Origin of the sequence: Streptomyces sp. NBC_00669 (genome assembly GCF_036226785.1) — a bacterium.
In the GTDB taxonomy this organism is placed as follows: Bacteria; Actinomycetota; Actinomycetes; order Streptomycetales; family Streptomycetaceae; genus Actinacidiphila.
In genome coordinates, this window is sequence record NZ_CP109018.1 from 7,861,650 (window position 1) to 7,885,613 (window position 23,964).

The 23,964-nt window shown below is 72.4% G+C and carries 18 protein-coding genes and 1 pseudogene; 9 read left to right on the top strand and 10 right to left on the bottom strand.

Annotation, left to right across the window (positions count from 1 at the left end):
• The first annotated feature begins 261 nt into the window (after positions 1 to 261).
• From OG896_RS33235 to OG896_RS33245, 3 genes are all read left to right on the top strand, one after another.
• A complete protein-coding gene (locus tag OG896_RS33235; RefSeq protein WP_329374420.1) occupies positions 262 to 954 on the top strand; it encodes a PadR family transcriptional regulator in 693 nt (230 codons plus the stop codon).
• A gap of 416 nt (positions 955 to 1,370) precedes the next feature.
• Positions 1,371 to 2,456 carry an ATP-binding cassette domain-containing protein gene (locus OG896_RS33240; protein WP_329371299.1) on the top strand — a complete coding sequence of 362 codons (1,086 nt, stop codon included), beginning with the start codon at positions 1,371 to 1,373 and terminating at the stop codon, positions 2,454 to 2,456.
• A 119-nt stretch (positions 2,457 to 2,575) separates the two neighbouring features.
• The gene (locus OG896_RS33245; RefSeq protein WP_329374422.1) at positions 2,576 to 3,322 is read left to right on the top strand and encodes an ABC transporter permease; all 747 of its coding nucleotides are present in this window, start codon (positions 2,576 to 2,578) and stop codon (positions 3,320 to 3,322) included.
• A 72-nt stretch (positions 3,323 to 3,394) separates the two neighbouring features.
• Here OG896_RS33245 and OG896_RS33250 read toward each other — a convergent pair whose 3' ends face one another.
• Both OG896_RS33250 and OG896_RS33255 read right to left on the bottom strand, forming a co-directional pair.
• Positions 3,395 to 4,246 (bottom strand): siderophore-interacting protein, encoded by an 852-nt coding sequence (locus OG896_RS33250; RefSeq protein ID WP_329371301.1) that lies wholly within the window; start codon positions 4,244 to 4,246, stop codon positions 3,395 to 3,397.
• Between the two features lie 209 nt (positions 4,247 to 4,455).
• A complete protein-coding gene (locus OG896_RS33255) occupies positions 4,456 to 4,956 on the bottom strand; it encodes a MarR family winged helix-turn-helix transcriptional regulator (protein ID WP_329371303.1) in 501 nt (166 codons plus the stop codon).
• Between the two features lie 56 nt (positions 4,957 to 5,012).
• On the opposite strand from OG896_RS33255, the gene OG896_RS33260 reads away from it, so the two are divergent.
• Complete coding sequence (locus OG896_RS33260) at positions 5,013 to 5,540, top strand: DUF6790 family protein (protein WP_329371305.1); 528 nt, start codon at positions 5,013 to 5,015, stop codon at positions 5,538 to 5,540.
• A gap of 220 nt (positions 5,541 to 5,760) precedes the next feature.
• Here OG896_RS33260 and OG896_RS33270 read toward each other — a convergent pair whose 3' ends face one another.
• Positions 5,761 to 6,756 carry a phosphotransferase family protein gene (locus OG896_RS33270; RefSeq protein WP_329371307.1) on the bottom strand — a complete coding sequence of 332 codons (996 nt, stop codon included), beginning with the start codon at positions 6,754 to 6,756 and terminating at the stop codon, positions 5,761 to 5,763.
• Between the two features lie 221 nt (positions 6,757 to 6,977).
• Here OG896_RS33270 and OG896_RS33275 point away from each other — a divergent pair, with 221 nt between their 5' ends.
• On the top strand, positions 6,978 to 7,667 hold the full coding sequence (locus OG896_RS33275) for an HAD family hydrolase (RefSeq protein WP_329371309.1): 690 nt from the start codon (positions 6,978 to 6,980) through the stop codon (positions 7,665 to 7,667).
• Between the two features lie 362 nt (positions 7,668 to 8,029).
• On the opposite strand, the gene OG896_RS33280 is transcribed toward OG896_RS33275, so the two are convergent.
• On the bottom strand, positions 8,030 to 8,584 hold the full coding sequence (locus OG896_RS33280) for a hypothetical protein (protein ID WP_329371311.1): 555 nt from the start codon (positions 8,582 to 8,584) through the stop codon (positions 8,030 to 8,032).
• 414 nt (positions 8,585 to 8,998) lie between these two features.
• Here OG896_RS33280 and OG896_RS33285 point away from each other — a divergent pair, with 414 nt between their 5' ends.
• Positions 8,999 to 10,615, top strand: a complete 1,617-nt coding sequence (locus tag OG896_RS33285) for a cellulase family glycosylhydrolase (protein ID WP_329374424.1) — start codon at positions 8,999 to 9,001, stop codon at positions 10,613 to 10,615.
• Positions 10,616 to 10,741: 126 nt separating this feature from the next.
• Here the strand turns inward: OG896_RS33285 and OG896_RS33290 are convergent, their stop codons facing one another.
• The 4 genes and pseudogenes from OG896_RS33290 to OG896_RS33305 all read right to left on the bottom strand — a co-directional run.
• Positions 10,742 to 11,290, bottom strand: coding sequence for a GNAT family N-acetyltransferase (locus tag OG896_RS33290; RefSeq protein ID WP_329371313.1), 549 nt, complete (start codon positions 11,288 to 11,290; stop codon positions 10,742 to 10,744).
• 93 nt (positions 11,291 to 11,383) lie between these two features.
• Positions 11,384 to 12,001: a hypothetical protein gene (locus tag OG896_RS33295; RefSeq protein WP_329371315.1), complete on the bottom strand. Its 618-nt coding sequence runs from the start codon at positions 11,999 to 12,001 to the stop codon at positions 11,384 to 11,386.
• Positions 12,002 to 12,214: 213 nt separating this feature from the next.
• Entirely contained in the window at positions 12,215 to 12,622 is a 408-nt protein-coding gene (locus tag OG896_RS33300) for an RICIN domain-containing protein (RefSeq protein ID WP_329374426.1), read from the bottom strand.
• Positions 12,623 to 13,403: 781 nt separating this feature from the next.
• Positions 13,404 to 14,195: pseudogene (locus tag OG896_RS33305) on the bottom strand (serine/threonine-protein kinase); the annotation flags it as partial.
• 294 nt (positions 14,196 to 14,489) lie between these two features.
• Here OG896_RS33305 and OG896_RS33310 point away from each other — a divergent pair.
• From OG896_RS33310 to OG896_RS33320, 3 genes are all read left to right on the top strand, one after another.
• Complete coding sequence (locus OG896_RS33310; RefSeq protein ID WP_329371317.1) at positions 14,490 to 16,196, top strand: MFS transporter; 1,707 nt, start codon at positions 14,490 to 14,492, stop codon at positions 16,194 to 16,196.
• 216 nt (positions 16,197 to 16,412) lie between these two features.
• Entirely contained in the window at positions 16,413 to 17,558 is a 1,146-nt protein-coding gene (locus tag OG896_RS33315; RefSeq protein ID WP_329371318.1) for a hypothetical protein, read from the top strand.
• A gap of 471 nt (positions 17,559 to 18,029) precedes the next feature.
• Positions 18,030 to 22,211: a carboxypeptidase regulatory-like domain-containing protein gene (locus OG896_RS33320; protein ID WP_329371320.1), complete on the top strand. Its 4,182-nt coding sequence runs from the start codon at positions 18,030 to 18,032 to the stop codon at positions 22,209 to 22,211.
• A gap of 92 nt (positions 22,212 to 22,303) precedes the next feature.
• Here the strand turns inward: OG896_RS33320 and OG896_RS33325 are convergent, their stop codons facing one another.
• Both OG896_RS33325 and OG896_RS33330 read right to left on the bottom strand, forming a co-directional pair.
• Complete coding sequence (locus OG896_RS33325; protein ID WP_329371322.1) at positions 22,304 to 22,963, bottom strand: alpha-ketoglutarate-dependent dioxygenase AlkB family protein; 660 nt, start codon at positions 22,961 to 22,963, stop codon at positions 22,304 to 22,306.
• Positions 22,960 to 23,781: a FadR/GntR family transcriptional regulator gene (locus OG896_RS33330; RefSeq protein ID WP_329371323.1), complete on the bottom strand. Its 822-nt coding sequence runs from the start codon at positions 23,779 to 23,781 to the stop codon at positions 22,960 to 22,962. Before OG896_RS33330 ends, OG896_RS33325 begins: the two co-directional genes overlap by 4 nt.
• Positions 23,782 to 23,964: the final 183 nt, after the last annotated feature.

Below are 23,964 nucleotides of genomic sequence, written 5' to 3' on the forward strand. Positions count from 1 at the left end.
GCGTGCGCGCCGCCCGGGACGAGCCCGGCTCCGCTCGGCACTTCCAACGTGCCGAGCGGAGCCGGGCTTTCGCGTTCCCGTGCGCGGGGCGGAGGAGGGCGAGGCGGGAGCGGGCCGGGAGCGCGAGCCGGGACCGGGCCGGGAGCGGGAGGGCCGCATCGCCGGATCGCGAAACTCGCGATACATCGCACTTGTCGGATGCCGACAGTCGCGATATATTCGTACCCGGATATACGGCGACGAGTGAGGAGGTGGGTGCCGGTGGCGCGGCGCCGCAAGCTGACGAATCCGCTGGCCCTCGCGGTGATGGTGACCCTCGCCGAGCGCCCGATGCACCCGTACGAGATCGCGCGGCTGCTGCGTCAACGCGGCAAGGAAAACAGCATCAAGATCAACTTCGGTTCGCTCTACACCGTGGTGCAGAACCTCGAAAAGCACGGCTTGGTCGAGGTCGCGGGCGTGCAGCGGGACGGCAACCGCCCCGAGCGGACCGTCTACGGGCTCACCGACGACGGCCGGATCGAGATGCACGACTGGCTCGCCGACCTGGTCGCCGTGCCCGCGCAGGAGTACCCGCTCTTCGAGACCGCGCTCTCGCTGATGGGAGCCCTGCACCCGGACGAGGCGACCGACCTGCTCAGGGACCGGCTGCGCGCGCTGGAGGTCCAGGCGGCCGGGCTGCGCGGGGTGCTGGACGCGCTGGACGGCGAACTCCCGCGGATGTTCCTCATCGAGACCGACTACCAACTCCACATGGTGCGGGCGCAGATCGCCTGGCTGCGCGCGACGTACCAGGAGTTCGCCGACGGCACCCTCGACGGGATCGGACAGTGGCGCAGCTGGCACGAGACCGGCGAAGTGCCGGACGAGTGGTCCCGTCTGGAGGAACGGATGGAGGGCTTCGCCCCTGCCGAGGCGGCCGACCCGCCCGGGGAGCGCGAGGAGAGCGGGTGACCCCGAACCCGACCTGACCTGAATCGACTTGGCTCTCTGACCCGACGCTCTGATCCGACCCACCCCCTGGCCCGCGGCGCTGTCCGCGGGTCGGAGCCGGCCACCCCGTCCGTACGGCACGACGGCACCGGGGGAGAGGACCCGCCGGCCACCCCTCGCGCACGAAGGTGCGGGGCCCGGGGACAGGACGGCCCGGGAGCAAGACCGGCGCCCGCTGCTGCAACAGCGGACGCCGGAACACCAACCACGACCGTCCCCAGAGCCTTCTGGGGGCACTCCGCGCATGAGCGGGTGCCAGGTGATCGAGGTGCGGCACACCCACGATAGCCCGGCTCCTCCCTCGGGAGCCGCTCATGCCTCCGCCGACCGGCGGCGCCCTCGCGCGCCCCGGCCACCCTTCCCACGGAGGAACCCTCATGAGCACGCATCCGCCCGCCGTGGCGGCCACCGACCTGGTCAAGACCTACCCGGGTGACGTCCGGGCCCTGGACGGCATGTCCGTCACCGTCGCGCCCGGCACCGTCTTCGGCCTGCTCGGCCCGAACGGCGCCGGAAAGTCCACCACCGTCCGGGTCCTGACCACCCTCGCCCGCCCCGACTCCGGCGCCGTCCTGGTCGCCGGGCACGACGCGCTGCGTCACCCGGAGCGGGTACGGCGCGCCATCGGCGTCGTCGCCCAGCGCTCCGGCGCCGACCCGGTCGCCACCGGCCGGGAGAACCTGCTGCTGCAAGGCCGGCTGTACGGGCTGCGCGGCGCCGCGCTGGCGCGGCGCGCCGACGAACTGCTGGACCGGTTCGACCTGGCCGGCGCCGGGCGCCGCAAGGTCAACACCTACTCCGGCGGCATGCAGCGCCGGCTCGATGTCGCGCTCGGCCTGGTGCACCGCCCCGAGGTGCTCTTCCTGGACGAGCCCACCACCGGGCTCGACCCGGAGGCGCGCACCGCGATGTGGGCCGAGATCGCCCGGCTGGCCGGCGACGACGGCCTGACCATCCTGCTCACCACCCACTACCTCGACGAGGCCGACCGGCTCGCCGAGCGGATCGCCATCGTGGACCGCGGCCGGGTCGTCGCCGAGGGCACCCCGGACGCCCTCAAGGGCGAACTGCGCGGCGACGCGGTCCATGTGGAGCTGCGCGACGCGCCCGGCCCGGTCGACGCCGGGCTGCTGCGGACCGCGCTCGACACCTTCGCCGGGGTGCGGGAGGTGGACGTCGACGGCCGCCGGATCAGTGCCCGCGCCGACGACGGGCCCGCCGCCGTACCGCACGTGCTGGCCGCTCTGGAGCGGCAGGGCGCGGCGGTCGCGGCCGTCACGGTCGCCCGGCCGTCGCTGGACGACGTGTATCTGCGGTACGCCGGGCGGCGGTTCGCCGAGGCCGGCGCCGATACGGGCGCGGGCCCCGGCGGGACCGGAGTCCTCCCCGACGCCCGTACCACCGCCACGAACCCGCCCGCCGACGCCCGTACCGCCGCCACGACTTCCGGAGACGCCCGATGAGCACCGCGACCCCGCACACCTCGGCGCCCGGCGGGTCCGCCGCCTCATCCGCCGCCTCCGCCGCGACCGACCCAGGAAGGGTCCGGCGCGGGGGTGAAGTCCTCGCCCAGACCTGGTACATGACGCAGCGTCAGATCGTCGCGATCGTGCGCCAGCCGGTCGTGGTCGTCATCACGCTGGTCCAACCCGTCATCTGGCTCTTCCTGTTCGGCTCGCTCTTCCGCAAGGTCGTCGAACTGCCGGGCTTCGGCGCCGGTTCCTACCTGGACTACCTCGTGCCCGGGGTGGTGGTGATGAGCGCGGTGTCCTCCAACATGTGGGCAGGCATGGGCATGTTGGAGGAGATCGAGCGCGGCACCCTCAACCGCTTCCTGATCACCCCGGTCAGCCGGGCCGCCCTGATGAACGCCGGCGTGGTCCAGCAGGGTCTGATCACCGCGCTCCAGTCGGTGGTGATCATCCTGCTCGGCAAGGCGGGCGGGGCGCACTACCCGGGCGGCGTCGGCGGGTTGGCGCTGCTCGTCGTGGCGTCCGTCCTGCTCGGCACGGTCTTCGGCGCGTTCTCCAACGCGCTGGGCATGCTGGTCAGGCAGCGCGAGAGCATCATCGGCATCAACACCTTCCTGCTGCTGCCGCTGACCTTCCTCTCCTCGGCCTTCATGGCCCCCGGCCTGATGCCCGCCTGGATGCGGCACGTCGCTGCCGTCAACCCCGTCAACTGGGCGCTGGTCGCCGGGCGTTCGGCCATGGCCGCGCACCCGGACGGCTCGCTGGTCCTCACCCGCGGCGGCGCCCTGGTCGCGCTCGCCCTGGCCGCGGTCTGGCTCTCCACCCGCACCCTGCGGTCGTACCAGAAGGCCGTCTGATCCTCCGGGGCATCCGGGACCGGGCGGGAGGCGGCACCCCTCGGCGGGTGCCGCCTCCCGTACGCCCTGCCGTTACGAGGCGGCCGGTGCGCCCTCCTGCTCGCGCTCGACCTCCGCGTTCCACTCCCGCTTGGAGGACTGCCAGCCGTCCTCGTCCTTGCCGCGGCGCCAGTAACCCGAGATGGACAGGTCCTCGCGCGGGATGCCGCGGTCCAGGCGCAGGTGGCGGCGCAGGTCGCGGACGAACGTGGCCTCGCCGTGCACGAAGACGTGCACGCGGCCGGCCGGGAAGTCGAGTGCGGTGACCGCTTCGACGAGCGCGGCGCCGACCTGGCCGGTGCCGCGGTGCAGCCACACCACCTCGGTGCCGGGGCCGACGTCGAACTTCTGCTCCTCCTCGGGCCCGGAGACCTCGATGAAGACCTTCGCGGTCGCGTCGGCCGGCAGCCGGTCGAGCGCGGCGCCGATCGCGGGCAGCGCGCTCTCGTCGCCGGCGAGCAGATGCCAGTCGGCGGCCGGATCGGGGGTGTACCCGCCGCCCGGACCACTGAAGTACAGCACCTCGCCGGCCTGCGCCCGGGCCGCCCAGGGACCGGCGACGCCCTCGTCGCCGTGGACCACGAAGTCCACCGCCATCTCGCGGGTGCCCGGGTCGTAGGACCGGACGGTGTAGGTGCGGGTCCGGGGCCAGCGCTCCCGGGGCTGGTCGCGGCGGATCGCCTCGATGTCCAGCGGCTCGGGGAAGGTCTCGCCCTCGGCCGGGAAGAGCAGTTTGACGTAGTGGTCGGTGTACTCCCCGATGTCCAGGGTGGCGGCCGGGTCCACGGCCAGCACCACCCGGACCATGTGCGGGGTGATCCTCTCGCCGCGCAGTACGGTCGCGCGCTTCGGGGTGGGGGTCCTGCGTTGCGGTCGTTCCGCCATCGATGCGCCCGCTTCCTCGCGCTGTCTCGCGCGCTCGGCTGTCCGTGTGCCTCGTGCATGCCGTGCGCACGCTCCGGGCGGCCTCCGCGTTGCACGCCCGGGCCGCCAGGCACTTAGGTAAGCCTAACCGACGACCCTGTGCGGTCGGGTGGCGAACGGTGCCAGGGCGGCCCGGATTTCGTGCGGGGCGGGATTCACCTTCTCCTTGCTCACGCCGGCCCCGATCGATCCGGTTGCGACGTGCCGTCCGGTGCGCCGTCCGGTTGCCGGGCCGTGGCTGCGCGCCGTGGCTGCGCGGGTGTCAGCAGCGCGGCGAGCCGGTGGGTGTCGGCGAGGTAGCGCTCGTAGGGGAAGCCGGCCTGGAGGAGGGCGGTGCGGAGTTCCTCCTCCAGGGGCTTGCCCTCGGCCAGGAAGGTGTCCTGGCCGATCGGGGTGAGGGCGACCAGGCGCCGGCGCCGGTGGGCGGGGTCGACGGTGATCGTCACGTACCCCTGCTCCTCCAACGGGCGCAGGGCGCGGCTGATGGCGGGGTCGGACAGGGCCAGGGCCTCGGCGAGCTGGTGCTGGGTGGCGGGTTGGATCTCCTCAAGGGTGCCCAGCAGCCGCAGTTGGCTGTGGGAGAGGCGCTGGTTCGGGCCGGAGCGGCGCCGGGCCGCCTCGCCCATCAGCATGACCACGCGGTACAGGAGCTCTGCCAGTCCTTCGTCCATGCGTCCACTCTACCTGACTGTTGCGTCGTTAATATTAACCATGCAACACTCAGCTCATGGACAACCTCCCGTACGCCGTTCAGACCACGTTTCCGCTCCTCTTCATGCTGGTGCCCGCGCTCGGGGCGCTGCTGAGCTGCCGTCGCCGCGGCCCGGACCGGCCGGCGGCGGAGATCTGGCAGCGCTGGTGGGCCGTCGGCGCCCTCGGCATCGGAAGCGTGTGGATCACGATCTCGTTCCTGGCGGTCCCGAAGGGCATGGCCGACACCATCGGCTTCGCCCACTCGCCGTTCCAGTTCGAGATCGCCTTCGCCAACCTCGGCCTCGCCGTACTGGGCTTCCGCGCCGCGTCCGCGTCGCCCCGCGAGCGCCTCACCAGCGGGCTGGCGGCCGCGGCGTTCCTCTGGGGAGCCACGATCGGCCACGTCTACCAGTGGTTCGCCAACGGCGACCACGCCGCCGGAAACACGGGCGGCATCCTCGCCAACGACATCCTCATTCCCGCCGTCATGATCGCCCTGGCCGCCCGGGACGTCCGCCGAGCCGGCTCGGGCCGCGGCCACACCGCCCGTCCGGCCGCCTGACCACGGCGCCGGCAGCCGGGTCGCCGGACCGGCCTTGGTCGTCAAGCCGATCGAGTCCGCCCGGGCCCGACGGCGCGCCGTGGCCGCACCCCGTCCCGTCGCGCTGGTTCGCGCCGCAGCCCGCTTCGCACGCGGCCGCCTCGTCGAACGCCCCGAAGAACCCGCGGCATGACAGCCCCGCCGACCGCGGGTCTCCTGCCCGCAGGCTACCGATCCGGATTCACGCGTATCGGTCGAAAAGCGCCTGGAGGTATCCCTCCAGCCGCCTGGTCAGCACGGTGGGGGTCAGATCGGTACGCCCCACCTCGCGCCAGGGGACCGCGACCTTCTCGGCGTCCGGAGCGAAGGCCAACGCGTCCAGCAGACGCCAGTAGAGATGAGCGGCGCGGTCTTCGGCCGGCGTCCCGCCCGCCGCAAGGTAATGGTCGGCGAAGCGCATGCCCGCGGGAACCCCGTGCAGCAGGGCCAGGGCCGTCGAGCAGTGGGCCACGTCCAGGTCGGCCGGCCCCCAGGAGGTCTCCACCCAGTCGACGACGCCGCTGATCCGCAGATCGTCGCCGTCGCCGACGCCGTCGCCCGTGAAGAGGACATTGCCGGGATGGAAGTCCCGGTGCAGGAAGCACGCCCGGTACTCCGGGGGCTCGCGGCGGATCACGTCCACGGCCCGTTGCCACAGCTCAGGCCGCTCGGTGTCTTCGGGTGGGCTCACCCGCTCGGGAGAGGTCCACGCCTGATACGTGCGAGGCCGGGCCTCCGCGGTCACCGGCAGCCGGTGGACGCGCAGCAATTGACGGGCCAGCAGTTCGGCACGCCGATCGGCCCCTTCATCGCCCAGGCACACGGTCCCGGGCAGCAGGGACATCAGCAAGGAGGGGTGGTCGCAGTACTGCGCCGTCGCGTCCACCGCCACGAGCGAGGCCGCGGGCACGTCCGAGTCGCCGAGCAGGCGCAGCACGGCGGCCTCGCGGGTCAGCAGGCCCTCCGCGTGCCGAACGAAGAAGGGCTTGGCAAAGGACCGCAGGACCAGCGAGCGTCGACCGCCCGGCCCGCGGATGTCCAGACGACGCATCTGCGACGTCCAGCCGCCACGCAACCGCACGACTTCCTCGATGCGCTCCGCCTCGCCCAGCCCCTTCTCCACCCAGGCGCGCGTCGCACCCCAGCCCTGACCCTCAAGATCGGCACCGATGTGTTCGGCCCCCTCGCCCGCAACCATGAAGGCAGGCTACCTACCTCACCACGGACACACCCGACAAGCACTTGTCTCGACTCCAGTGCGCGGAGTTGTGTGGGCCCCACTTCGGACCTGAAGGGCCTCAGGAGCATCAAGAGCATCAAGGGTCTCAAGTGCCTGAGGACGTTGGTGGATTGCTCGGGTCGAAGATGTGCTCGTCTCGGGCTTGCGGCCGGCTCGTCGACGCCGCCAGGATCGGCTGCATGATCAAGGGCGTGATGTTCGACTTCTCCGGGACCCTCTTCCGGATCGAATCTGCCGCGCAGTGGCTGCGCGCGGTGACAACGAAGGCCGGTCTGGACGTGCCCGAGGGTGAACTCGACTCGTGCGTCGGCCGGTTGGAAGAGTTCGGGGCTCAACCCGGAGGGGTTCCTCCGCGCACGGTGCCGCCCCGTCTGGAGGCACTGTGGCGGGAGCGCGATCTGACCGCCGAACGACACCGGGCTGCCTTCACGGCCCTTGCCCGGGAATCGGATCTGCCCGCCGCCGACCTGGCCGAGGCCCTGTACGAACGTTCCCAAGTGTCCGGGGCGTGGCTGCCTTACCCCGACACCGAGGAAACCCTCCGCGCCCTGCGCGGGCGAGGCATCCCGGTCGCTGTCGTCAGCAACATCGGCTGGGACATGCGCACTGTCTTCCGCGACCACGGTGTCGATGACCTCGTGGACGCCTACTTCCTCTCCTTCGAGTGCGGGGTGAAGAAGCCCGATCCCCGGATCTTCCAGATGGCGTGCGACAAGCTCGGCGTGGCGCCCGGCGATGCACTCATGGTGGGGGACGAGCCTGTCGCGGACACCGGCGCTGCCACGCTGGGGTGCCGGGTCCACCTGGTCGATCCGTTGCCCGTCGACCGGCGTCCCGGTGCGCTGGCCGAGGTGCTCCAGCTGCTCTGACGTGCCCGATCGTGGATTTCGGCGCGATGTTGCGGGCCCGGCGACCGAACACCGTCCAGTCCTCGGGCTCGATACCGCGCAAACGTGCCCGCTTACCGGTCCGGAACGAAGTCATCCGATGTCCGATCACGCCACAAGAGAGCGATGCGCAGGCCCTCCTGACCCGGGCGTGGACTGTCGCGGCGTACCGGTGGAGCCGGATCGGTTTGGTACGGCAGTGGAGCCCCGAAACGCCGGCGTGCTGACGCCCAAAGGAAGTGCTGACAAACACTCGTGTCGCTGCCCTGCGGCACGCTGATCGGCGTGAACACCGAGGCGCTGACAGACGACTGGCAGCGGTTCTCGCCGTCGGCGCCGCACCCTCAGTGGGGCCTGCTTGGCAGAAGGTCGGTGTCGTCCAAGGCGGTGCGAGCAGCCGACGTGAAGCTGCTGAGGCGCTCGGAGACCATGGTCACCTCGACGGCGTGACGCTCGACGAAGTTGACGTTGTGATCCGGGGCGCCCGAGGAGTCGCGCCAGGCGAGAAGAGTCGTATGCATCGAGTGGAGGCCCAGGTGGACGCTGTGGGCCGCCTGCTCCACCGACTCGGGCCCCTCGACCGCGAGGCCGGCCCAAGTCGCCTGCACCAGAGCCAACTGATCTTGCCCGATCCTGAGTTGCCGATCGGCTTCCGCCATATCCGGGGCATCGCCGACCAGGGCTCGTGCGGCCATCTTCAGAGCAGTGCGCGACTCGTTGGCCGGGGCCAGGAAGGCGCTGTACGCCTCGCGCCGCAGTTGCCTGCGCCAGTGCGAGTGCTCGACCTTGGCTTGCCCCTCCAGTTGCCGCCGCGTCGCCCCACTGGAGATCGCCGACGCCGCGACCGTCCCGACGACACCTACCGTCGCACCCAGTAACGCAGCAAGTCCCTGGTCCATGCGGGGCATTATTCACCCCGGCGAACACGCACGGTCACAGGTAGGGGGGCGGTGGCGCGGAGACGGACGCGGGTGCGGCCGGTCGCACCCGCGCAGCCGGGCCCACGCGTTCGCCCCACCCGCTCGGCCCGGCCCGGGTATTCGCCAACTCCCCTCTCCGCTTCACCTCTTGAACCCTGCGCGGCCCCTTGACGGCCGAAGCCCAACCTCGCTTCCATACAGGGTGGCGCGGCTTGGGAGCGCTCCCACAGCTCACCGCTCCTCCGTCGCGTCCTCCCCCCACCGAGAGGAATCACCACCGTGGTCCCCTACCCGGGCTCCCCGAGCCCCGAGACCTCCCCGAGCCCCACGAGAACGCGCGTGACGCCCGCCCGGCTGCGAGCCGTGCTCGCCGGCCTCGTCGCGGCCGCGCTGATGGCGCTGTTCGCGGCGGCCGGCCAGCCGTCCGCGACGGCCGCCGCCGACCCCGCCGCGGCCGGCGGGCGCGCCACGACCGCCGACGCCGGCACCGGCTACTGGCACACCAGCGGCCGGCAGATCCTCGACGCGAACGACCAGCCGGTCCGGATCGCGGGCGTCAACTGGTTCGGCTTCGAGACCGACAACCATGTGGCGCACGGCCTTTGGGCGCGCGACTACAAGAGCATGATCGACCAGATGAAGTCGCTCGGCTACAACACCATCCGGCTGCCGTACAGCGATGACATCTTCAAGCCGGGCACGATGCCGGACAGCATCAACTTCTACAACATGAACGCCGACCTCCAGGGCCTGGACTCGCTCCAGGTGATGGACAAGATCATCGACTACGCCGGGTCGATCGGCCTGCGGGTGATCCTGGACCGGCACCGGCCCGACGCGAGCGGGCAGTCCGCGCTCTGGTACACCGCGTCGGTCCCGGAGAGCACCTGGATCACCGACCTCAAGGCGCTCGCCACCCGCTACCAGGGCAACCCGGCGGTGATCGGCATCGACCTCCACAACGAGCCGCACGACCCGGCCTGTTGGGGCTGCGGTGACACCAGTATCGACTGGCGGCTGGCCGCCGAGCGCGCGGGCGACGCGGTCCTCGGCGTCAACCCGGACCTGCTGATCTTCGTCGAGGGCATCCAGACCTACAACGGCACCTCGGGGTGGTGGGGCGGCAACCTGATGGGCGCCGGCCAGTACCCGGTCGAACTCGACGTGCCGAACCGGGTGGTGTACTCCGCGCACGACTACGCCACCAGCGTCGCGCAGCAGAGCTGGTTCGACGACCCGACCTTCCCGGCCAACATGCCCGGGATCTGGTCGAAGTACTGGGGCTACCTCTTCGAGCAGAACATCGCCCCGGTGTGGGTCGGCGAGTTCGGCACCACGCTCCAGTCGACCACCGACCAGCAGTGGCTCAAGGCGCTGGTGACCTACCTGCGTCCGACGTCCACGTACGGCGGGGACAGCTTCAACTGGACCTTCTGGTCGTGGAATCCGGACTCCGGTGACACCGGCGGCATCCTGGAGGGCGACTGGCAGACCGTGGACACGGTCAAGGACGGGTATCTCGCGAGCATCAAGGCACCCGCATTCGACGGCGGCGGTACGTCCGGCGGCGGGTCGTCGGGCACGTCGTCGGGTACCTCCTCGGGCACGTCTTCGGGTGCGTCGAGCGGCACCAGCGCGGGGACGTCGTCGGGCACCTCCTCGGGCACCTCGTCCGGCACGTCCGCGGGCTCGACCGGCGGGGCCGGGAGCGGCGGGTGTACCGCCGCTCTGCACGTGGACAACCAGTGGGACGCCGGCTTCACCGCGACCGTGACCGTCACCGCGGGTGCGGCGGCGGTGAACGGGTGGACGGTGAAGTGGAGTTGGCCCGGTGGCCAGCAGGAGACCAGCGGCTGGGGCGCGGACCTCGCGCAGTCCGGCAGCGCCGTGACGGCGACGAACCTGTCGTACAACGGCGCGTTGCCGGCGGCGGGTTCGACCACGTTCGGCCTGCAGGGCACCGCCGCCGGCGCGTTCACGGTGCCCGCGCTCAGCTGCACCGCCTCGTGACGGGCGCGGGCAGCCGCTGAGCTTGATCCGTACGGTGGTTCACCCGGCGCCGAGCGTCGGGAGCCGGCGGGGGCCGGCCGGTCCTCGGATCGGCCGGCCCGCGTGTGTGCCGTCAGGGGCCGCGGGTCAGGCGGACGCTGGGGGAGAGGACCACCGGCCGAACCACTGTGCGGCGCCCCACTCCTCGAACCGTTGCACTTCGACGAACCCCAGCTTCACCGCGAGGCGCATCGAGCGGTCGTTGGCGGTCTGGGTGACGAGCGTCACCGGTTCGCCGGGAAGCGCGGATGCGAACCAGTCGAGTGCCGCCGCGCACGCTTCGGCGGCGTACCCGTGCCCCCACGCCTGCGGCAGGAAGAGGTAGCCGAGTTCGGCCTCGCCGTCATCCGGGCGGACCTGGCTGCGATGGTCCGCGTCACGGTGGTTGAGTTCGATGATGCCGATCATCGCTCCGTCGAGGTCGACCACGAAGAGCCCGGGGCGCCGCCTCGGCACCTCGGGCACCGCGCGCTCGAGTTCCTCGCGAGGCCGGGCGCCACCGGTGTAGGTGCCCACCTCCGGTGAGGAGAACAGCTCCACGATCGCCGGACGGTCCCGGGCCTCGGGTTCGCGGAGCACGAGCCGCTCGGTCCTGATCGGGGCGGGCGGCCAGACATCTGGTCCTAGCTCGGTCATGGCGGGGAACATAGCGCAGGCGCCGTGACGAGACCGATTCGAGGTAGCGGCTCGCGGAGTCCGAGCCGGTGCCGGGCACGGCTCGGGGGCGTTTCAACAGTCTGCCGCGGCTTGGTGCAGCGGCCGCTTGTAGTAGCGCCAGGGGAACCAGCCCGCGCCGACCGGGACCCACCCTTCGGCCTCCATGCGCCGGCGCCGGGCGGCGGCCGCGATCGTGACCCGGCAGTGCTCCCAGCGGCGGTCGGATGCCTCGACCTCGTGGTACAGGGCTCCGTAGCCGACCAACTGCCAACCGTCCGCGCCGGCTTGGGCGAGCGCCGCCATTTCGTTGAACGCGGTCAGCGGGGTCAGGACGCGTCGCTCCGGACCGTCGGGGCCCTGGGCGCCGGGGCCCTGGGTGCCGGGGCCGGCGGAGACGGCGTCGGCTGCCTTGCCGGCGAACCTCTGCTGGGCGGCCTGCCGGCTCACGCCCAGCACCCGGCCCACGGTGTCCCAACTGTGGCCCGCGGCCCGGGCGCCCTGGACCGCCTCGCGCAGCAGCCGGTTCGTCTCCTCGGCGCCGATCCGGGTGGCGTCCACCAGGCGCAGGAAGCCCGTCGCGTCGTCTTCCAGGGACTCGGCCAGCCCTTCGGGGGCCCGCAGGACGGCCTCCGCGACTCCCTCACGGACCCGAGCGGCCTCCTGGGCGTCGAGCAGTTCCTCGCTGTTCATCGCTGTCTGCCTTCGTGGGTGTCGTGCCGCGGCGGTCCGCGGCGGTCCGCGGCCGCCGGGCGCCCGTCGGCGGGAAGCGGCAGGGCCGGCGCCGTGTCAAGGAGACCTTGACGCGCCCACGTTGTCAAGGTTTCCTTGACATCTGGTGGGGCGGGGCCTCTTGGGGGCTTGGCGCAGCTGTGCGGGGATCAGCGCCCTGGGGTCGCTGCCGGGTCAGCCCTTGCTGGCGTAGCTCCAGAGCTGCGAGGAGGACGAGGCGTTGCAGGCGGTCACCTTCGCCTCGGTGTCCAGATTCATGCACTGCCAGGAGCTGGTGTTCTCCAGGGTGCTGCCGGCGGACTTCGCGCTGCCGATCCGCCAGTACTGGCCGGTCGAACCGCACGGCGCCGCGCTCACCCAGTTGTCCGACAGGAAGCCGGTGAGGCAGTAGCCGTTGCCCTTGTTGATCACCTCGAACGTGCCGCTCGAAGCGGGCTTGAAGGTCCACTCGTAGTAAGGGCTGTTCTCCGGGGAGCAGGTACCGGTCTGCGCGAACATGCTTCCGTTGCCGGTGCTGGTGTCCAGCTCCAGGCAGCGGCCGTTGGACGCGTTCTTGATGCGGTAGGTCCCGGCGGAGCCGATCTTCGTCGTGCCCCCGCTCCCGCCGCTTCCCCCCGCTCGACCCGCCGGAGGACGATCCCCCCGACGAGGACGACCCGCCCCCGGACGTGCCCCCGCTTCCCCCGCTGGTGCCGCTGCCGCCGCTGTGCGAGCCGCCGGTTCCGCCCGCCGACCCCGTTCCCGACTTCTTCGAGCCCGCGCCCGATGTCGCGCCCGACTTCGCGCCCGCGCCGGAGGAGTGCCCCGAGGTCGACGCGGACGCCGACGTCGAGTGGCCGGGGCGCGCCGAGGACGACGGCCCGCCGCGGTCGGCGGACGGCGACACGGACGGCCCCGACGAGGGAGCGGCGGACGGCTTCCCGTCGGTGTGCGAGAACGCGTACGGCAGGAGGGTGACGGCGGAGACCCCGCCCGCCGCCAGGACGATCGGGATGATCAGGACGAGCTTGCGGGAGCGCCGCTTGGGCGTTTCGGGCGGGCGTACGCGCTTCTCGGGGTCGCCGCCGGCTTCCGGAGGGCCGGCGGGTGGCGGCTCCGCCGACGTGCCTTCCTGCCCGGTCGCCGCCGCCCCCGCGATCGCCGCGGCCGGCGCGGCAGGAGGCGCCGGTTTCAAGTCCACCGTGGCGGAGGTGAGTTCATCAAGTGCCGGCACGGCGGCGGCGAACGCGGCGCGGCGCTCCAGTTGTTCGGCGACCGCGGTCGGCCAGTCGGCGGCGGCGGGAGCGGCGCCTTCCGCGACGCGGTCGAGCAGGTCCGCCGCGGTGGGCCGGGCGGCGGGGGACTTGTCGAGGCACGCGGCGACCAGGTCGGCGAGTTCGCGGTCCAGGCCGCGCAGCGCGGACAGGTCCGGCTCGGTGTGCACGATGCGGTAGAGCACTTCGAGGCCGGAGCCCGGGCCGAAGGGCGAGGCGCCGGTCGCCGCGAAGAAGAGCAGGCTGCCGAGCGCGAACACGTCGGCGGCCGCGGTCAACGGGCGTACGGCTTCGGCCTGTTCGGGTGCCATGTACTCGGGCGTGCCGAGCACCATCCCGGTCTTGGTCAGCCGGCTCTGGTCGGCGGCCCGCGCGATGCCGAAGTCGATGAGGGCGAGCCCGTCGAGCGTCAGCATCACGTTGGACGGCTTGACGTCCCGGTGCAGCATGTCCAGGGCGTGCAACGCCTTGAGCCGGGCGGCCAGTTCGCGCAGCAGGTACCACAGCGCCGCCCGGGGCAGCGGTCCGCCGTGCAGGTGTACCGCCTCGGTGAGGGTGACCCCGGGGATGTACTCGGTGGCGAACCATGGCGGGTTCGCGGTGCGGTCGGTGGCCAGCAGCGGGACGCTGACGCCCGCGGGAAGCCTGGCCAGGTTGTCGAGTTCGTGCTTGAAGTGGCGCAGGAAGTCCGGGTCCTGGGCCAGCACCGGATGGACCCGCTTGACCGCGGTGTAGCGGTCCTCCGCGACCGCGAGGTACACCCGGCCCATCCCGCCGACGCCGAGCAGCCCGATCACCGGGAACGGCCCGATCCGGCGCGGGTCCTCCGAGGTCAGCGGTGTCGCGCCGCTCCCGTCGAGGTCGAAGCTCCGGCCCTCGTCCTGCCCCCCGTGCGCAACCATGCCGGCACCGTATCCGAGATCTGTCGGCGCCGGCCATCGTGAACCAGCAGTCCCACAGGGCTTGTTACGACCCTTCCACAAAGTCCGTAGGCGGTCACGGGCGCGCGGTCCGGAGCGGCGCGCCGTCCCCCGTCACGCTCGACGTCCTTTTCCCCGTCCGCCCGGCGCGCTTCCCCCCGTTCCGGATGCGCGCACCCCCTAGGCATACCGACTGGTCGGTACTACCCTCACCGCAACCTCGGCCGTGGTCCCGCGGCACGTGTGCCCGGGGTCCAGCACTCCAGGAGGAGCCGTATGTCCGCCACCCCGACCTCGTTCGAAGCCGACAGACCCGGCCCCGGCGCACCCGGCGCCGGACCCCGCGGCGCGCTCACCCGGCTCTACCGGCGCGACCTGGTCGGCTACCCGCCCACCGCGCGCCGGATCGGCTGCCTGGCGATCGTGGTGCTCACCACGATCGTGCTCTACTACATGCTCTACGTGCAGTACGCCGTGGCGACGTCGATCATCACGCACTTCGGGATGACGTACCGCTACTTCGTGTGGGTGTCGGTGATCGGCAACGCGGTCGGCGCGTTCGCGTCGCTGCTGGCCGGGCTCGCCGACCGGTGGGGCCGGGCGAACATGGTGGTCTACGGGCTGCTGGTCGCGTCGGGGCTGGTCTTCTTCGGGCTGCCGCACGCGGGCGGCAAGGCCACCTACCTGGTGCTCTTCGCGCTGGTCAGCTTTGTCGAGGGCATCGTGCTGGTGGCCACGCCCGCGCTGATCAGGGACTTCTCGCCGCAGCTCGGGCGGGCCACGGCGATGGGGTACTGGACGATGGGGCCGGTGATCGGCAGCCTCGTGGTCACCATGGTCACCAGCCACACGCTGGACAGCGCGAGCTGGCAGGACGAGCTGCGCTACTCGGGGATCGCGGGCTTCGCGGTGTTCGTGGTCGCGCTCGTGGCGCTGCGCGAGCTGGCGCCGGCGGTCCGCGACCAGATCATGGTCAGCCTGCGGGACCGGGCGCTGGTCGAGGCCCGCGCCAAGGGCATCGAGCCCGCCGCCTCCCGGCGCGGCGAGTGGCGCGGGATGCTGCGGCTGGACGTGGCGGGCTCGGCACTGGCCATCGCGCTGTTCCTGCTGCTGTACTACGCGGCCGTCGGCAACTTCGTGGTCTACTTCGCGACCACCTTCGGCTACAGCGAGCAGCGCGCCAACGCCCTCGCCAACTGGTACTGGGCGGCGAACGCGATCGCCCTGGTCGCGGTCGGGCTGCTCTCGGACCGGCTGAAGGTCCGCAAGCCGTTCATGGTGGTCGGCGCGGTCGGATCGATCGCGGTCACCGCGGTGTTCGCCTCCCGGGCCACCCACCAGAGCACCGGCTACTACACCTTCGCCTGGCTCTTCATCGGCATCGGGGTCTTCAGCGGCATCGCCTACGGGCCGTGGATGGCGGGCTTCACCGAGACCGTGGAGAAGCGCAACCCGGCGGCGACCGCGACCGGACTGGCGGTGTGGGGCTGGACGGTACGGATCGTGGTCGCCGTGTCGGCCGCGTTCATCCCGGTGCTGGTCACCTCGGTCACGCCGCTGGTCGACCACGGCGCGCAGGTCACCGCGGCCTCGCAGACGGCAGGGCCCGCGCTGGCGATCGTCAAGCAGCACCCGCAACTGTTCGCGGAGCTCGGCAAGTACCCGCCCGGCAAGGCCCCGGCGGCCCTGACCGCGCAGGCCGTTCAGCAGGTCGGGCCGGACGGGCTGGCCGTGGTGGCGAAGGCGCAGCCGCAGCTCGCGGTGCTCGACTCCTATGGTGCGAAGGTGCAGAAGGCGTCCGCGGACGGGCCCGGGCAGTGGCGTGACTGGTGGTGGATCTGCGTCGGTGGCCAGGTGCTGTTCGTGCCGTTCGTGTTCGTGATGGCCGGACGGTGGAGCCCGAAGCGGGCCCGCGAGGACGCCGAGGCGCACGAGCGGGCGGTGGAACGGGAGCTGGCGGCGCTGTCGGCCGAGCGCGATTGAGTCGAGCGGGAGTGAACGTCCCGGCCGCGGCGGGCACGTGGGTCCGCCGCGGCCGGGCGGACACGGTCGGTGACCCGTCGGTCACGTATCGGTCGTGTATGGGCTCCCTTGCGTAGCTGACCCCTTGTGCGCGGATCGCCCGCGTACGGTCGGGGGTGCGACGGGATCGGCAAAGTCCGACATTCGGCCGGGGGCCGGGGACTACAGTTCACGATCATGACCGAACGCCCGTTTGAAGCACTCGGGTTGAGTGCCCACGCGGACCGGGCCTATCCGCTGCTGGTGGCGACCAGGGGAGTGGCGGTCGCCGAACTGGCCCGGCAGGCGGGGCTGTCCGAGGAGGCCGCGCGGGCCGCGTGCGTGGAACTGGCCGCACGCGGCCTGGCCCGGCTGGGCCTGGACGACCGCTGGTACCCGCTGCCGCCGCACGAGGGGCTGCTCCCGATGCTGTCCCGCGTACAGGAGCAACTGGTGCGCGGCCGGGCGCTGTTCGACCGGCTCGCGGTGGAGTACCAGCGGGTGCACGAGGGCCACCGGGCCGAGGAGGTGGTCCAGGCCGTAGCGGGCGCCGAGGCGGTACGGGTCCGGCTGGACGCCGTACTGCGGCAGGCCCGGGGGGAGTTGCTGGTCTTCGCACCCGGGGGCACGGAGGTGGTGGAGCCGGAGTTGCCCGGGGGGCGGGGTGATCCGGGTGATCCAGGTGATCCGGGTGATCCGGATGAGCTGGGCGCGTCGGGTGGGCCGGGTGAGCTGGGCGCTGCGGGTGGCCCGGGCGCGTCGGGCGGCCCGGACCGGGCGGACGGGCAGGCGGGCTCGGCGGATTTCGCCGCAGCGGGCGGGCCGGCCGGATTCCTCCAGGCCATCGGATCGGGGGTGTCCACGGTCCGCCGCCGGGTCGTCGTCGAGCGCGCCGCGGTGCAGAAGGAGCCCGACGGCGTGGACAGCGCCCTCGACGTCCTGCCACCGGGCGCGGACGTCCGCGTGGTCGACAGGCTGCCGATCCGGATGTGCGTCGCGGACCGCTCGGTGGCCCTCGTCCTGCTCGGCGCCGACACCCTGCCGCCCGAACCGGTCATGCTGGTGATCGGTGCGAGCGGCCTGCTCGACGCCCTGGTGATGCTCTTCGAGAGCGTCTGGTCCGGCGGGGTGCCGCTGGCCCGCCCCGGCACGGGCGACAGCACCCTCCAGCAGCGCATCCTCGCGATGCTCGTGATGGGCAGCACCGACGCCGCCATGGCCCGCTCGCTCGGCGTCGCGATCCGCACCGTCCAGCGCCGGATCGCGGCGATGCAGCGTACGGCGGGTGTCGACAACCGCATCCAGCTCGTCTGGCACGCGGCCCGCAACGGCTGGCTGGACTGACCGGAACGGCCGCCGGGTCCGGGTCGGGGGGCCGGGTCCGGGCGTACGCGACCTCGCGGCCGGAACTCGACTGCGACGTCCTGGCCGCCCACCGGGGCGACGCGCGGATCGTGGCCCGCACGACCGCGCCCGGTGGCGAGGCGGAGAGCGGGCTCGCCCTGCTCGCGGGGGTGGACACGCGGGAACCGGGCTGATCCGAGGGCGGGTGCACCGCAGGTCGGCGGCCTGCGTCAAGAGGCGTGTGGTGTGGGTGCGGTGGCGATCCGCTGCGGGTGTGGTGAGGGTGCCGTGTGGGCGCGGTGAGCCGGGTGGCGTAAACGTGACGGTCCGATGCGTGGCAACGATGTCAGGTATCCGTCAATGCGTAAAGGATTCCCATGGGGTCGGTGATGCACAGGTATACGCCAGCGGTTCGATCGGGCCGCAGCCGGCGAACACCCGGCATCAGGTCACGCCCAAGGGAGACCCACCTTGCGCATACCCTTCCTCAGACGCGGCGTGGTCGCCGCGCTCACGACTGCCGCGCTCGCCGCGCTGGGGCTGCAAGTGCCCCTGGCGGCAACGGCATCGGCCGCGCCCGCGGCCACCAAGTCCCATACCAGCGCGGTGCGTGCGTGCGGCACCCCCAAGCCCGGCCAGTTCGCCTGCTTCGCGCTGCGGCGTACCGACGTGCCCGCCAAGAAGGGGGTCCAGCCGCACGCCGCCACCCCGGCCGGCTTCGGCGCCGGCGACCTGCAGAGCGCGTACGCGCTTCCCGCGGACGGCGGTGCGGGCCAGACCGTCGCCATCGTCGACGCGTACGACGACCCGAACGCGGCGGCCGACCTGGCCGTCTACCGCGACCAGTTCGGGCTGCCCGCGTGCACCGTGGACAGCGGCTGCTTCACCAAGGTGAGCCAGCGCGGCGGCACCGACGACCTGCCCTCGCCCGACCCCGACTGGTCCGGCGAGATCTCCCTCGACATCGACATGGTCTCCGCGGCCGCCCCGAACGCCCACATCCTGCTGGTCGAGGCGGACACGGCGAACTTCGAGGACCTCGGCGCCGCGGTGGACGAGGCGGTCGCGCTCGGCGCGAAGTACGTCTCCAACTCCTACGGCACCGGCTACGACTCCACCCCCGGCAGCGGCGAGGACCCCTCCGAGGCGACCTCGATGGACCCGTACTACAACCACCCGGGCGTGGCGGTCGTGGCCTCCTCCGGTGACGGCGCCTACGGGGTGAGCTACCCGGCCGCCTCGCAGTACGTCACCTCCGTCGGCGGCACCGCGCTCACCAAGGACACCGGCACCAGCCGCGGTTGGTCCGAGTCGGTGTGGAACAACGCCTACGGCGGCCCCGGTTCCGGCTGCTCGCTCTACGAGCCCAAGCCGGCCTTCCAGACCGACACCGCCTGCGACAACCGCACGGTCGCCGACGTCTCCGCGGTCGCCGACCCCGAGACCGGCGTCTCGGTCTACCAGACCTACGGTGGCGGCGGCTGGTCGGTGTACGGCGGCACCAGCGCGTCGTCCCCGATCATCGCGGGCGTCTACGCGTCGGCCGGCACCCCCGGCGACGGCACGTACCCGAACGCGTACCCCTACGCCCAGGCCGGCGCGCTCAACGACGTGACCACCGGCAACAACGGCAGCTGCACCCCGGCCGCCCTGTGCACCGCCGGTCCCGGCTACGACGGCCCGACCGGGCTCGGCACGCCCAACGGCCTGGCCGCGTTCCGCAGCGGCCCGCACGGCGTGATCACCGGCAAGGTCACCGACCACGCCACCGGCGACCCGATCTCCGGCGCGACCGTCAAGGCCGGTGACCACAGCGCCACTTCGGGCGCCGACGGCAGCTACAAGCTGGACATCCCGCCGGGCGCCTACGACCTGACCGCCTCCGCGTACGGCTACGCGGACGGCTCGGCCACCGGCGTGCAGCTCGACGACGGAGCCACCGTCACCGAGTCGTTCGCGCTGGACTCGGTGCCGCAGCAGACCGTCTCCGGCAAGGTCACCGACGGCTCCGGCCACGGCTGGCCGCTGTACGCGAAGATCACCGCGGCCGGCGTGCCCGGCGGCCCGGTCTTCACCGACCCGACCACCGGCGACTTCTCCCTGAACCTGCCCCAGGGCAGCTCGTACACGCTGCACGTGACCGCGGACTACCCCGGCTACCAGGCCGTGGACAAGACGGTCACCGTGGGCACCGCCGACGAGACCGCCAACGTCTCGGTGCCGGTCGACCCGGCCTCCACCGACGCTCCCGGCTACTCGGTCTCGCTGAGCGGACCGACCGAGCCGTTCACCTCCACCACCGGCCCGCCGGACGGCTGGACCGTCTCCAACGCCGATGGCAGCAACGGCGGTTGGACCTTCGACGACCCGGGCTCCCGCGGCAACCTCACCGGCGGCGACGGCGGCTTCGCCATCGTCGACAGCGACCACATCGGGCAGGGCGCGAGCCAGGACACCTCGCTCGTGTCGCCGTCCTTCGACCTCAGTTCCGCCACCGGCCCGCTGCTGAGCTTCGACACCGACTACAAGTCGTACACCGGCTCCGTCGCCGACGTCGACGTCTCCACCGACGGCGGCAGCACCTGGTCCACGGTGTGGAACAAGACCACCACGGCCGTGAACGGCCACGTCGAGGTGCCGCTGACCGACTACGCGGGCAAGAGCGACGTCAAGGTGCGCTTCCACTACACCGGCGACTGGGCCTACTGGTGGGAGCTGGACAACGTCTTCGTCGGCCAGCGCAGTTACAACCCGGTGGCCGGCGGCATCGTGGTCGGCAACGTCACCGACGCCAACACCGGTGACGGCGTCAACGGCGCCACCGTCACCAGCGGCGACGCGCCCGACGACCACACCACCACCGTGGCCACGCCGGACGACCCCAACGTGGGCGACGGCTTCTACTGGCTCTTCTCGCACAAGACCGGCAAGCACCCGCTGACGGCGGCGGCCTCGCACTACACCTCCGCCACCGCCACCTCCAACGTGCCGTCCGACGGCGTCGTGGACACCGATCTCACCCTCAAGGCCGGGCAGTTGAGCGTGACGCCGGCCTCGATCGACAAGACCGTCGCCTGGGGCAAGAGCGCCACGCAGAAGGTCACCGTGAAGAACACCGGCACCGCGCCGGCCACCGTCACGGTGGGCGAGAACCCCGGCGGCGTCACGGTGCAGGCCAAGGGCGCGCCGCTCAACCTCGTCAAGGGCGACTACTCGCCGCTGGCCCTCGCCAAGCACGGCAGCGCCGGCGCCAAGCCCGGTGCGGGCAAGGCGGGTTCGGGCAAGGCCGGTGCCACGCCCCAGGCCGCGACCGCGGCGCAGGGCGCGGCCGGTGACGCCTGGCAGACCGTCCCCGACCTGCCGGTCGCGACCGGTGACAACACGGTCGACACCTGGCAGGGCACCGTCTACTCGGCGTTCGGCTTCACCGGCGCCACCGACACCAGCGACCTGTACGCGTACAGCGCGGACACCGGCGCGTGGACGAAGCTGGCCTCGGCCGCCGACACCCGCGAGTCGCCCGCGCACGGGATCATCGACGGCAAGCTCTACGCCGCCGGTGGCTGGGGCCCCGACGGCTCGCCCGACGCCAAACTGGAGATCTACGACATCGCCGGCAACACCTGGTCGACGGGTGCGAACTCGCCCAAGCCGTACGCCGGTTCGGGCACGGCCGTACTCGACGGCAAGCTGTACTCGGTCGGTGGCTGCACCGCCACCGCCTGCGGCACCACCGACGTGACCGTGTACGACCCGGCCAGCGACTCCTGGTCGACGGCCGCGGCCTACCCGGAGTCGGTGGCGTGGGAGTCCTGCGGCGCGGTCGCGGGCAAGCTCTACTGCGCGGGCGGCACCACCGACGCCGGCAGCATCACCCACGGCTACGTCTACGACCCCGCCGCGGACTCCTGGTCGCCGATCGCCGACCAGCCCACCGACGCGTGGGGTTCCGCGTACACCGCCGCGAACGGCCTGCTGCTGGTCGAGGGCGGCGCCGTCAACAACGCCGCCGCGCTGACCAACCAGACCTGGGCGTACGACCCGACCGCCAACTCCTGGAGTGCGCTGCCCAACGCGAACTCCTCGCTCTACCGGGGTGGCGGCTCGGCCGGCTTCTACGCCGTCGGCGGTCTGGTCGGCAGCACGCCGGACGGCAGTGCCGAGGTGCTGCCCGGCTACGACCAGGTCGGCTCCACCGACGTCACGTGGCTGTCGGAGAGCACGGACACGGTGACGGTGCAGCCTGGCAAGAGCGCGAGCTTCACGGTCACGCTCGACGCGTCGGTGCCCGAGATCACCCAACCCGGCACCTACACCGCATCGTTGAACCTCGCCAGCGACACGCCGTACCGGGTCGCCCCGGTCGGCGTCTCGTTCACCGTCAAGCCCCCGGCCACCTGGGGGAAGATCACCGGCGTTGTCTCCGCCTCCGGGGGCGCGCCGCTCGCCGGGGCGACGGTCCAGATCGACACCTGGGCCACGCACTACACCCTGAAGACGGCCACCGACGGGAGTTACGCGCTCTGGCTCGACACGCGTAACAACCCGCTCCAGCTCATCGTGGCGAAGGACGGCTACCAGCCGACCGTGGCCACGGTGAAGATCAAGAAGGGGGCCACCACGACGACGAACTTCGCGCTGCTGAAGGACTAGCCGCTGAAGGACTTGCGGCTTCCCGCGGCCCCCCGTCGCCCGCCTTGCTGGTGGGCGACGGGGGCTCGCGCCGTTCCCCCGGGGCCGCTGGGTCACCCGGGGAGACCGGTGACCCGCAGTGTCAGGTTCAGTCGTCCTGAGGCGAGGCCCGTTGCCGGATCTCCGGTGTGGGGGCGGACCTTGGGGACGCCGTGGTAGGCGTAGCGCGAGGCGCCGCCGAAGACGAAGAGGTCCCCGGACTCCAACTCGACGTCGGTGTAGGGCTTCGTGCGGGTGCGGGTGTTGCCGAAGCGGAAGACGCAGGTGTCGCCGATGCTGAGGGAGACCACGGGGGCGTCGGAGCGCTCGTCCTTGTCCTGGTGCATCCCCATCGTGGCGGCGCCGTCGTAGAAGTTGACCAGCGCCGTGTCGGGTGCGTACCCGGCGCCCGCCGCCGGGTCCTGGTAGGCGTCGGCCACCGCGGCACGTCCCAACTCCGCCAGCCAGGAGGGGAATGCGGCCACCCGGGCACCGTTCACGTCGGGCGCGGTGCGGGAGTAGGCATAAGGGCGCCAGTGCCAGCCGACGCAGACGGTCTGTACGGACATCACCCCGCCGCGCGGCAGGCGGGTGTGCCGCATCGGTACCGGCCCGCTCGCCCATTCCCGGCAGGCGGCGACCAGTGCGCGCTGACGGTCCGGGGCGAGCCAGCCGGGCACGTGGACCGCGCCCGGCGCCGGGCTGCTGCGTGGCCGTGGCAGCAACGCGGTCACGACGGGTCGTCCTCGCCGTGCGGGTGACGGTCCCTCAGGTGAGCCTGGGTGGTGGAGAGTTCGTCACGCAGCACGCGCGCCGCGAGATCGGGTTCGCCCGCGGCGATCGCCTCCACCAGCGCCGCGTGTGCGGCCTCTCCGTGCTCCTCGTCGTGGGTACGCACGTCCATCAGGTCGAGCAGCGCCAGCATGTTCTCCCGCAGCACGGGCGCGAACTCGGCGAACAGGTCGGTGAGCACGGGGTTGTACGCGGCGGCGACCACGGCGGTGTGCAGCGCGATGTCCGCGTCGATGAAGGCCGCGCCCGGTCCACCGGCCGCCCCGCCGCCGCTTCCGTTTCCGCTGCCGTCCCCGTCCCCGTCCCCGCCGTCGTCCGTACGGTCCGTACGGTGCGTGCCGTCCGAGCCGTAGACGTCGTCGGCCGCCGCCGTCCGCACCGCGAGGGCCGTCCGCAGCGCCGCCACGTCCTCCGGTCTGCGCCGGACCGCCGCCAGCCGCGCGGCCTGGACCTCCAGCATCGCGCGCACCTCGTAGACGTCGGCCAGGGCGGCGCGCCGCAGCCGGGCCGGCCAGTCCTGGACCGGGCGGTCGGCGATGACGAAGACCCCCGCGCCCTGCCGGGTCCGCACCATCCCCGCGCCCGCCAGCGCCCGCAGCGCCTCGCGCACGGTGGAGCGGCCCACCCCCAGCAGGGTGGCGAGCGTGGTCTCACCGGGCAGCTTCGTGCCGACCGGCCACTGCCCGCCGGTGATCTGCTCCCGCAGCCGCTCCGCCGCCTGCTCGACCAGCGGGCTGGGCCGCAGCGAACCGAGCGCCATTGCCGTCTCCACCTCTCCGTCCACCCCTCGGGGCCCCGACTCTATCGGCTGGGATGACCTCTCAGCTTGTCTGAGGACCTGAGATGTGGCTAAGGTATCCGCCATGACGCAGCGGAGCCTTCTTCTCGGCCGCCGCGGCGGGGCCTGAGGAGACCGGCACCCCGCCGCGGGGTTTCGTGCTGC

Excerpts from the sequence above, each read along its gene's own strand:
- OG896_RS33310 (WP_329371317.1), top strand. The coding sequence starts at position 14,490 with ATGTCCGCCACCCCGACCTCGTTCGAAGCCGACAGACCCGGCCCCGGC.
- OG896_RS33330 (WP_329371323.1), bottom strand. The coding sequence starts at position 23,781 with ATGGCGCTCGGTTCGCTGCGGCCCAGCCCGCTGGTCGAGCAGGCGGCG.
- OG896_RS33285 (WP_329374424.1), top strand. The coding sequence starts at position 8,999 with ATGGCGCTGTTCGCGGCGGCCGGCCAGCCGTCCGCGACGGCCGCCGCC.
- OG896_RS33295 (WP_329371315.1), bottom strand. The coding sequence starts at position 12,001 with ATGAACAGCGAGGAACTGCTCGACGCCCAGGAGGCCGCTCGGGTCCGT.
- OG896_RS33240 (WP_329371299.1), top strand. The coding sequence starts at position 1,371 with ATGAGCACGCATCCGCCCGCCGTGGCGGCCACCGACCTGGTCAAGACC.
- OG896_RS33260 (WP_329371305.1), top strand. The coding sequence starts at position 5,013 with ATGGACAACCTCCCGTACGCCGTTCAGACCACGTTTCCGCTCCTCTTC.
- OG896_RS33275 (WP_329371309.1), top strand. The coding sequence starts at position 6,978 with ATGATCAAGGGCGTGATGTTCGACTTCTCCGGGACCCTCTTCCGGATC.
- OG896_RS33250 (WP_329371301.1), bottom strand. The coding sequence starts at position 4,246 with ATGGCGGAACGACCGCAACGCAGGACCCCCACCCCGAAGCGCGCGACC.
- OG896_RS33245 (WP_329374422.1), top strand. The coding sequence starts at position 2,576 with ATGACGCAGCGTCAGATCGTCGCGATCGTGCGCCAGCCGGTCGTGGTC.
- OG896_RS33290 (WP_329371313.1), bottom strand. The coding sequence starts at position 11,290 with ATGACCGAGCTAGGACCAGATGTCTGGCCGCCCGCCCCGATCAGGACC.
- OG896_RS33270 (WP_329371307.1), bottom strand. The coding sequence starts at position 6,756 with ATGGTTGCGGGCGAGGGGGCCGAACACATCGGTGCCGATCTTGAGGGT.
- OG896_RS33255 (WP_329371303.1), bottom strand. The coding sequence starts at position 4,956 with ATGGACGAAGGACTGGCAGAGCTCCTGTACCGCGTGGTCATGCTGATG.
- OG896_RS33280 (WP_329371311.1), bottom strand. The coding sequence starts at position 8,584 with ATGGACCAGGGACTTGCTGCGTTACTGGGTGCGACGGTAGGTGTCGTC.
- OG896_RS33315 (WP_329371318.1), top strand. The coding sequence starts at position 16,413 with ATGACCGAACGCCCGTTTGAAGCACTCGGGTTGAGTGCCCACGCGGAC.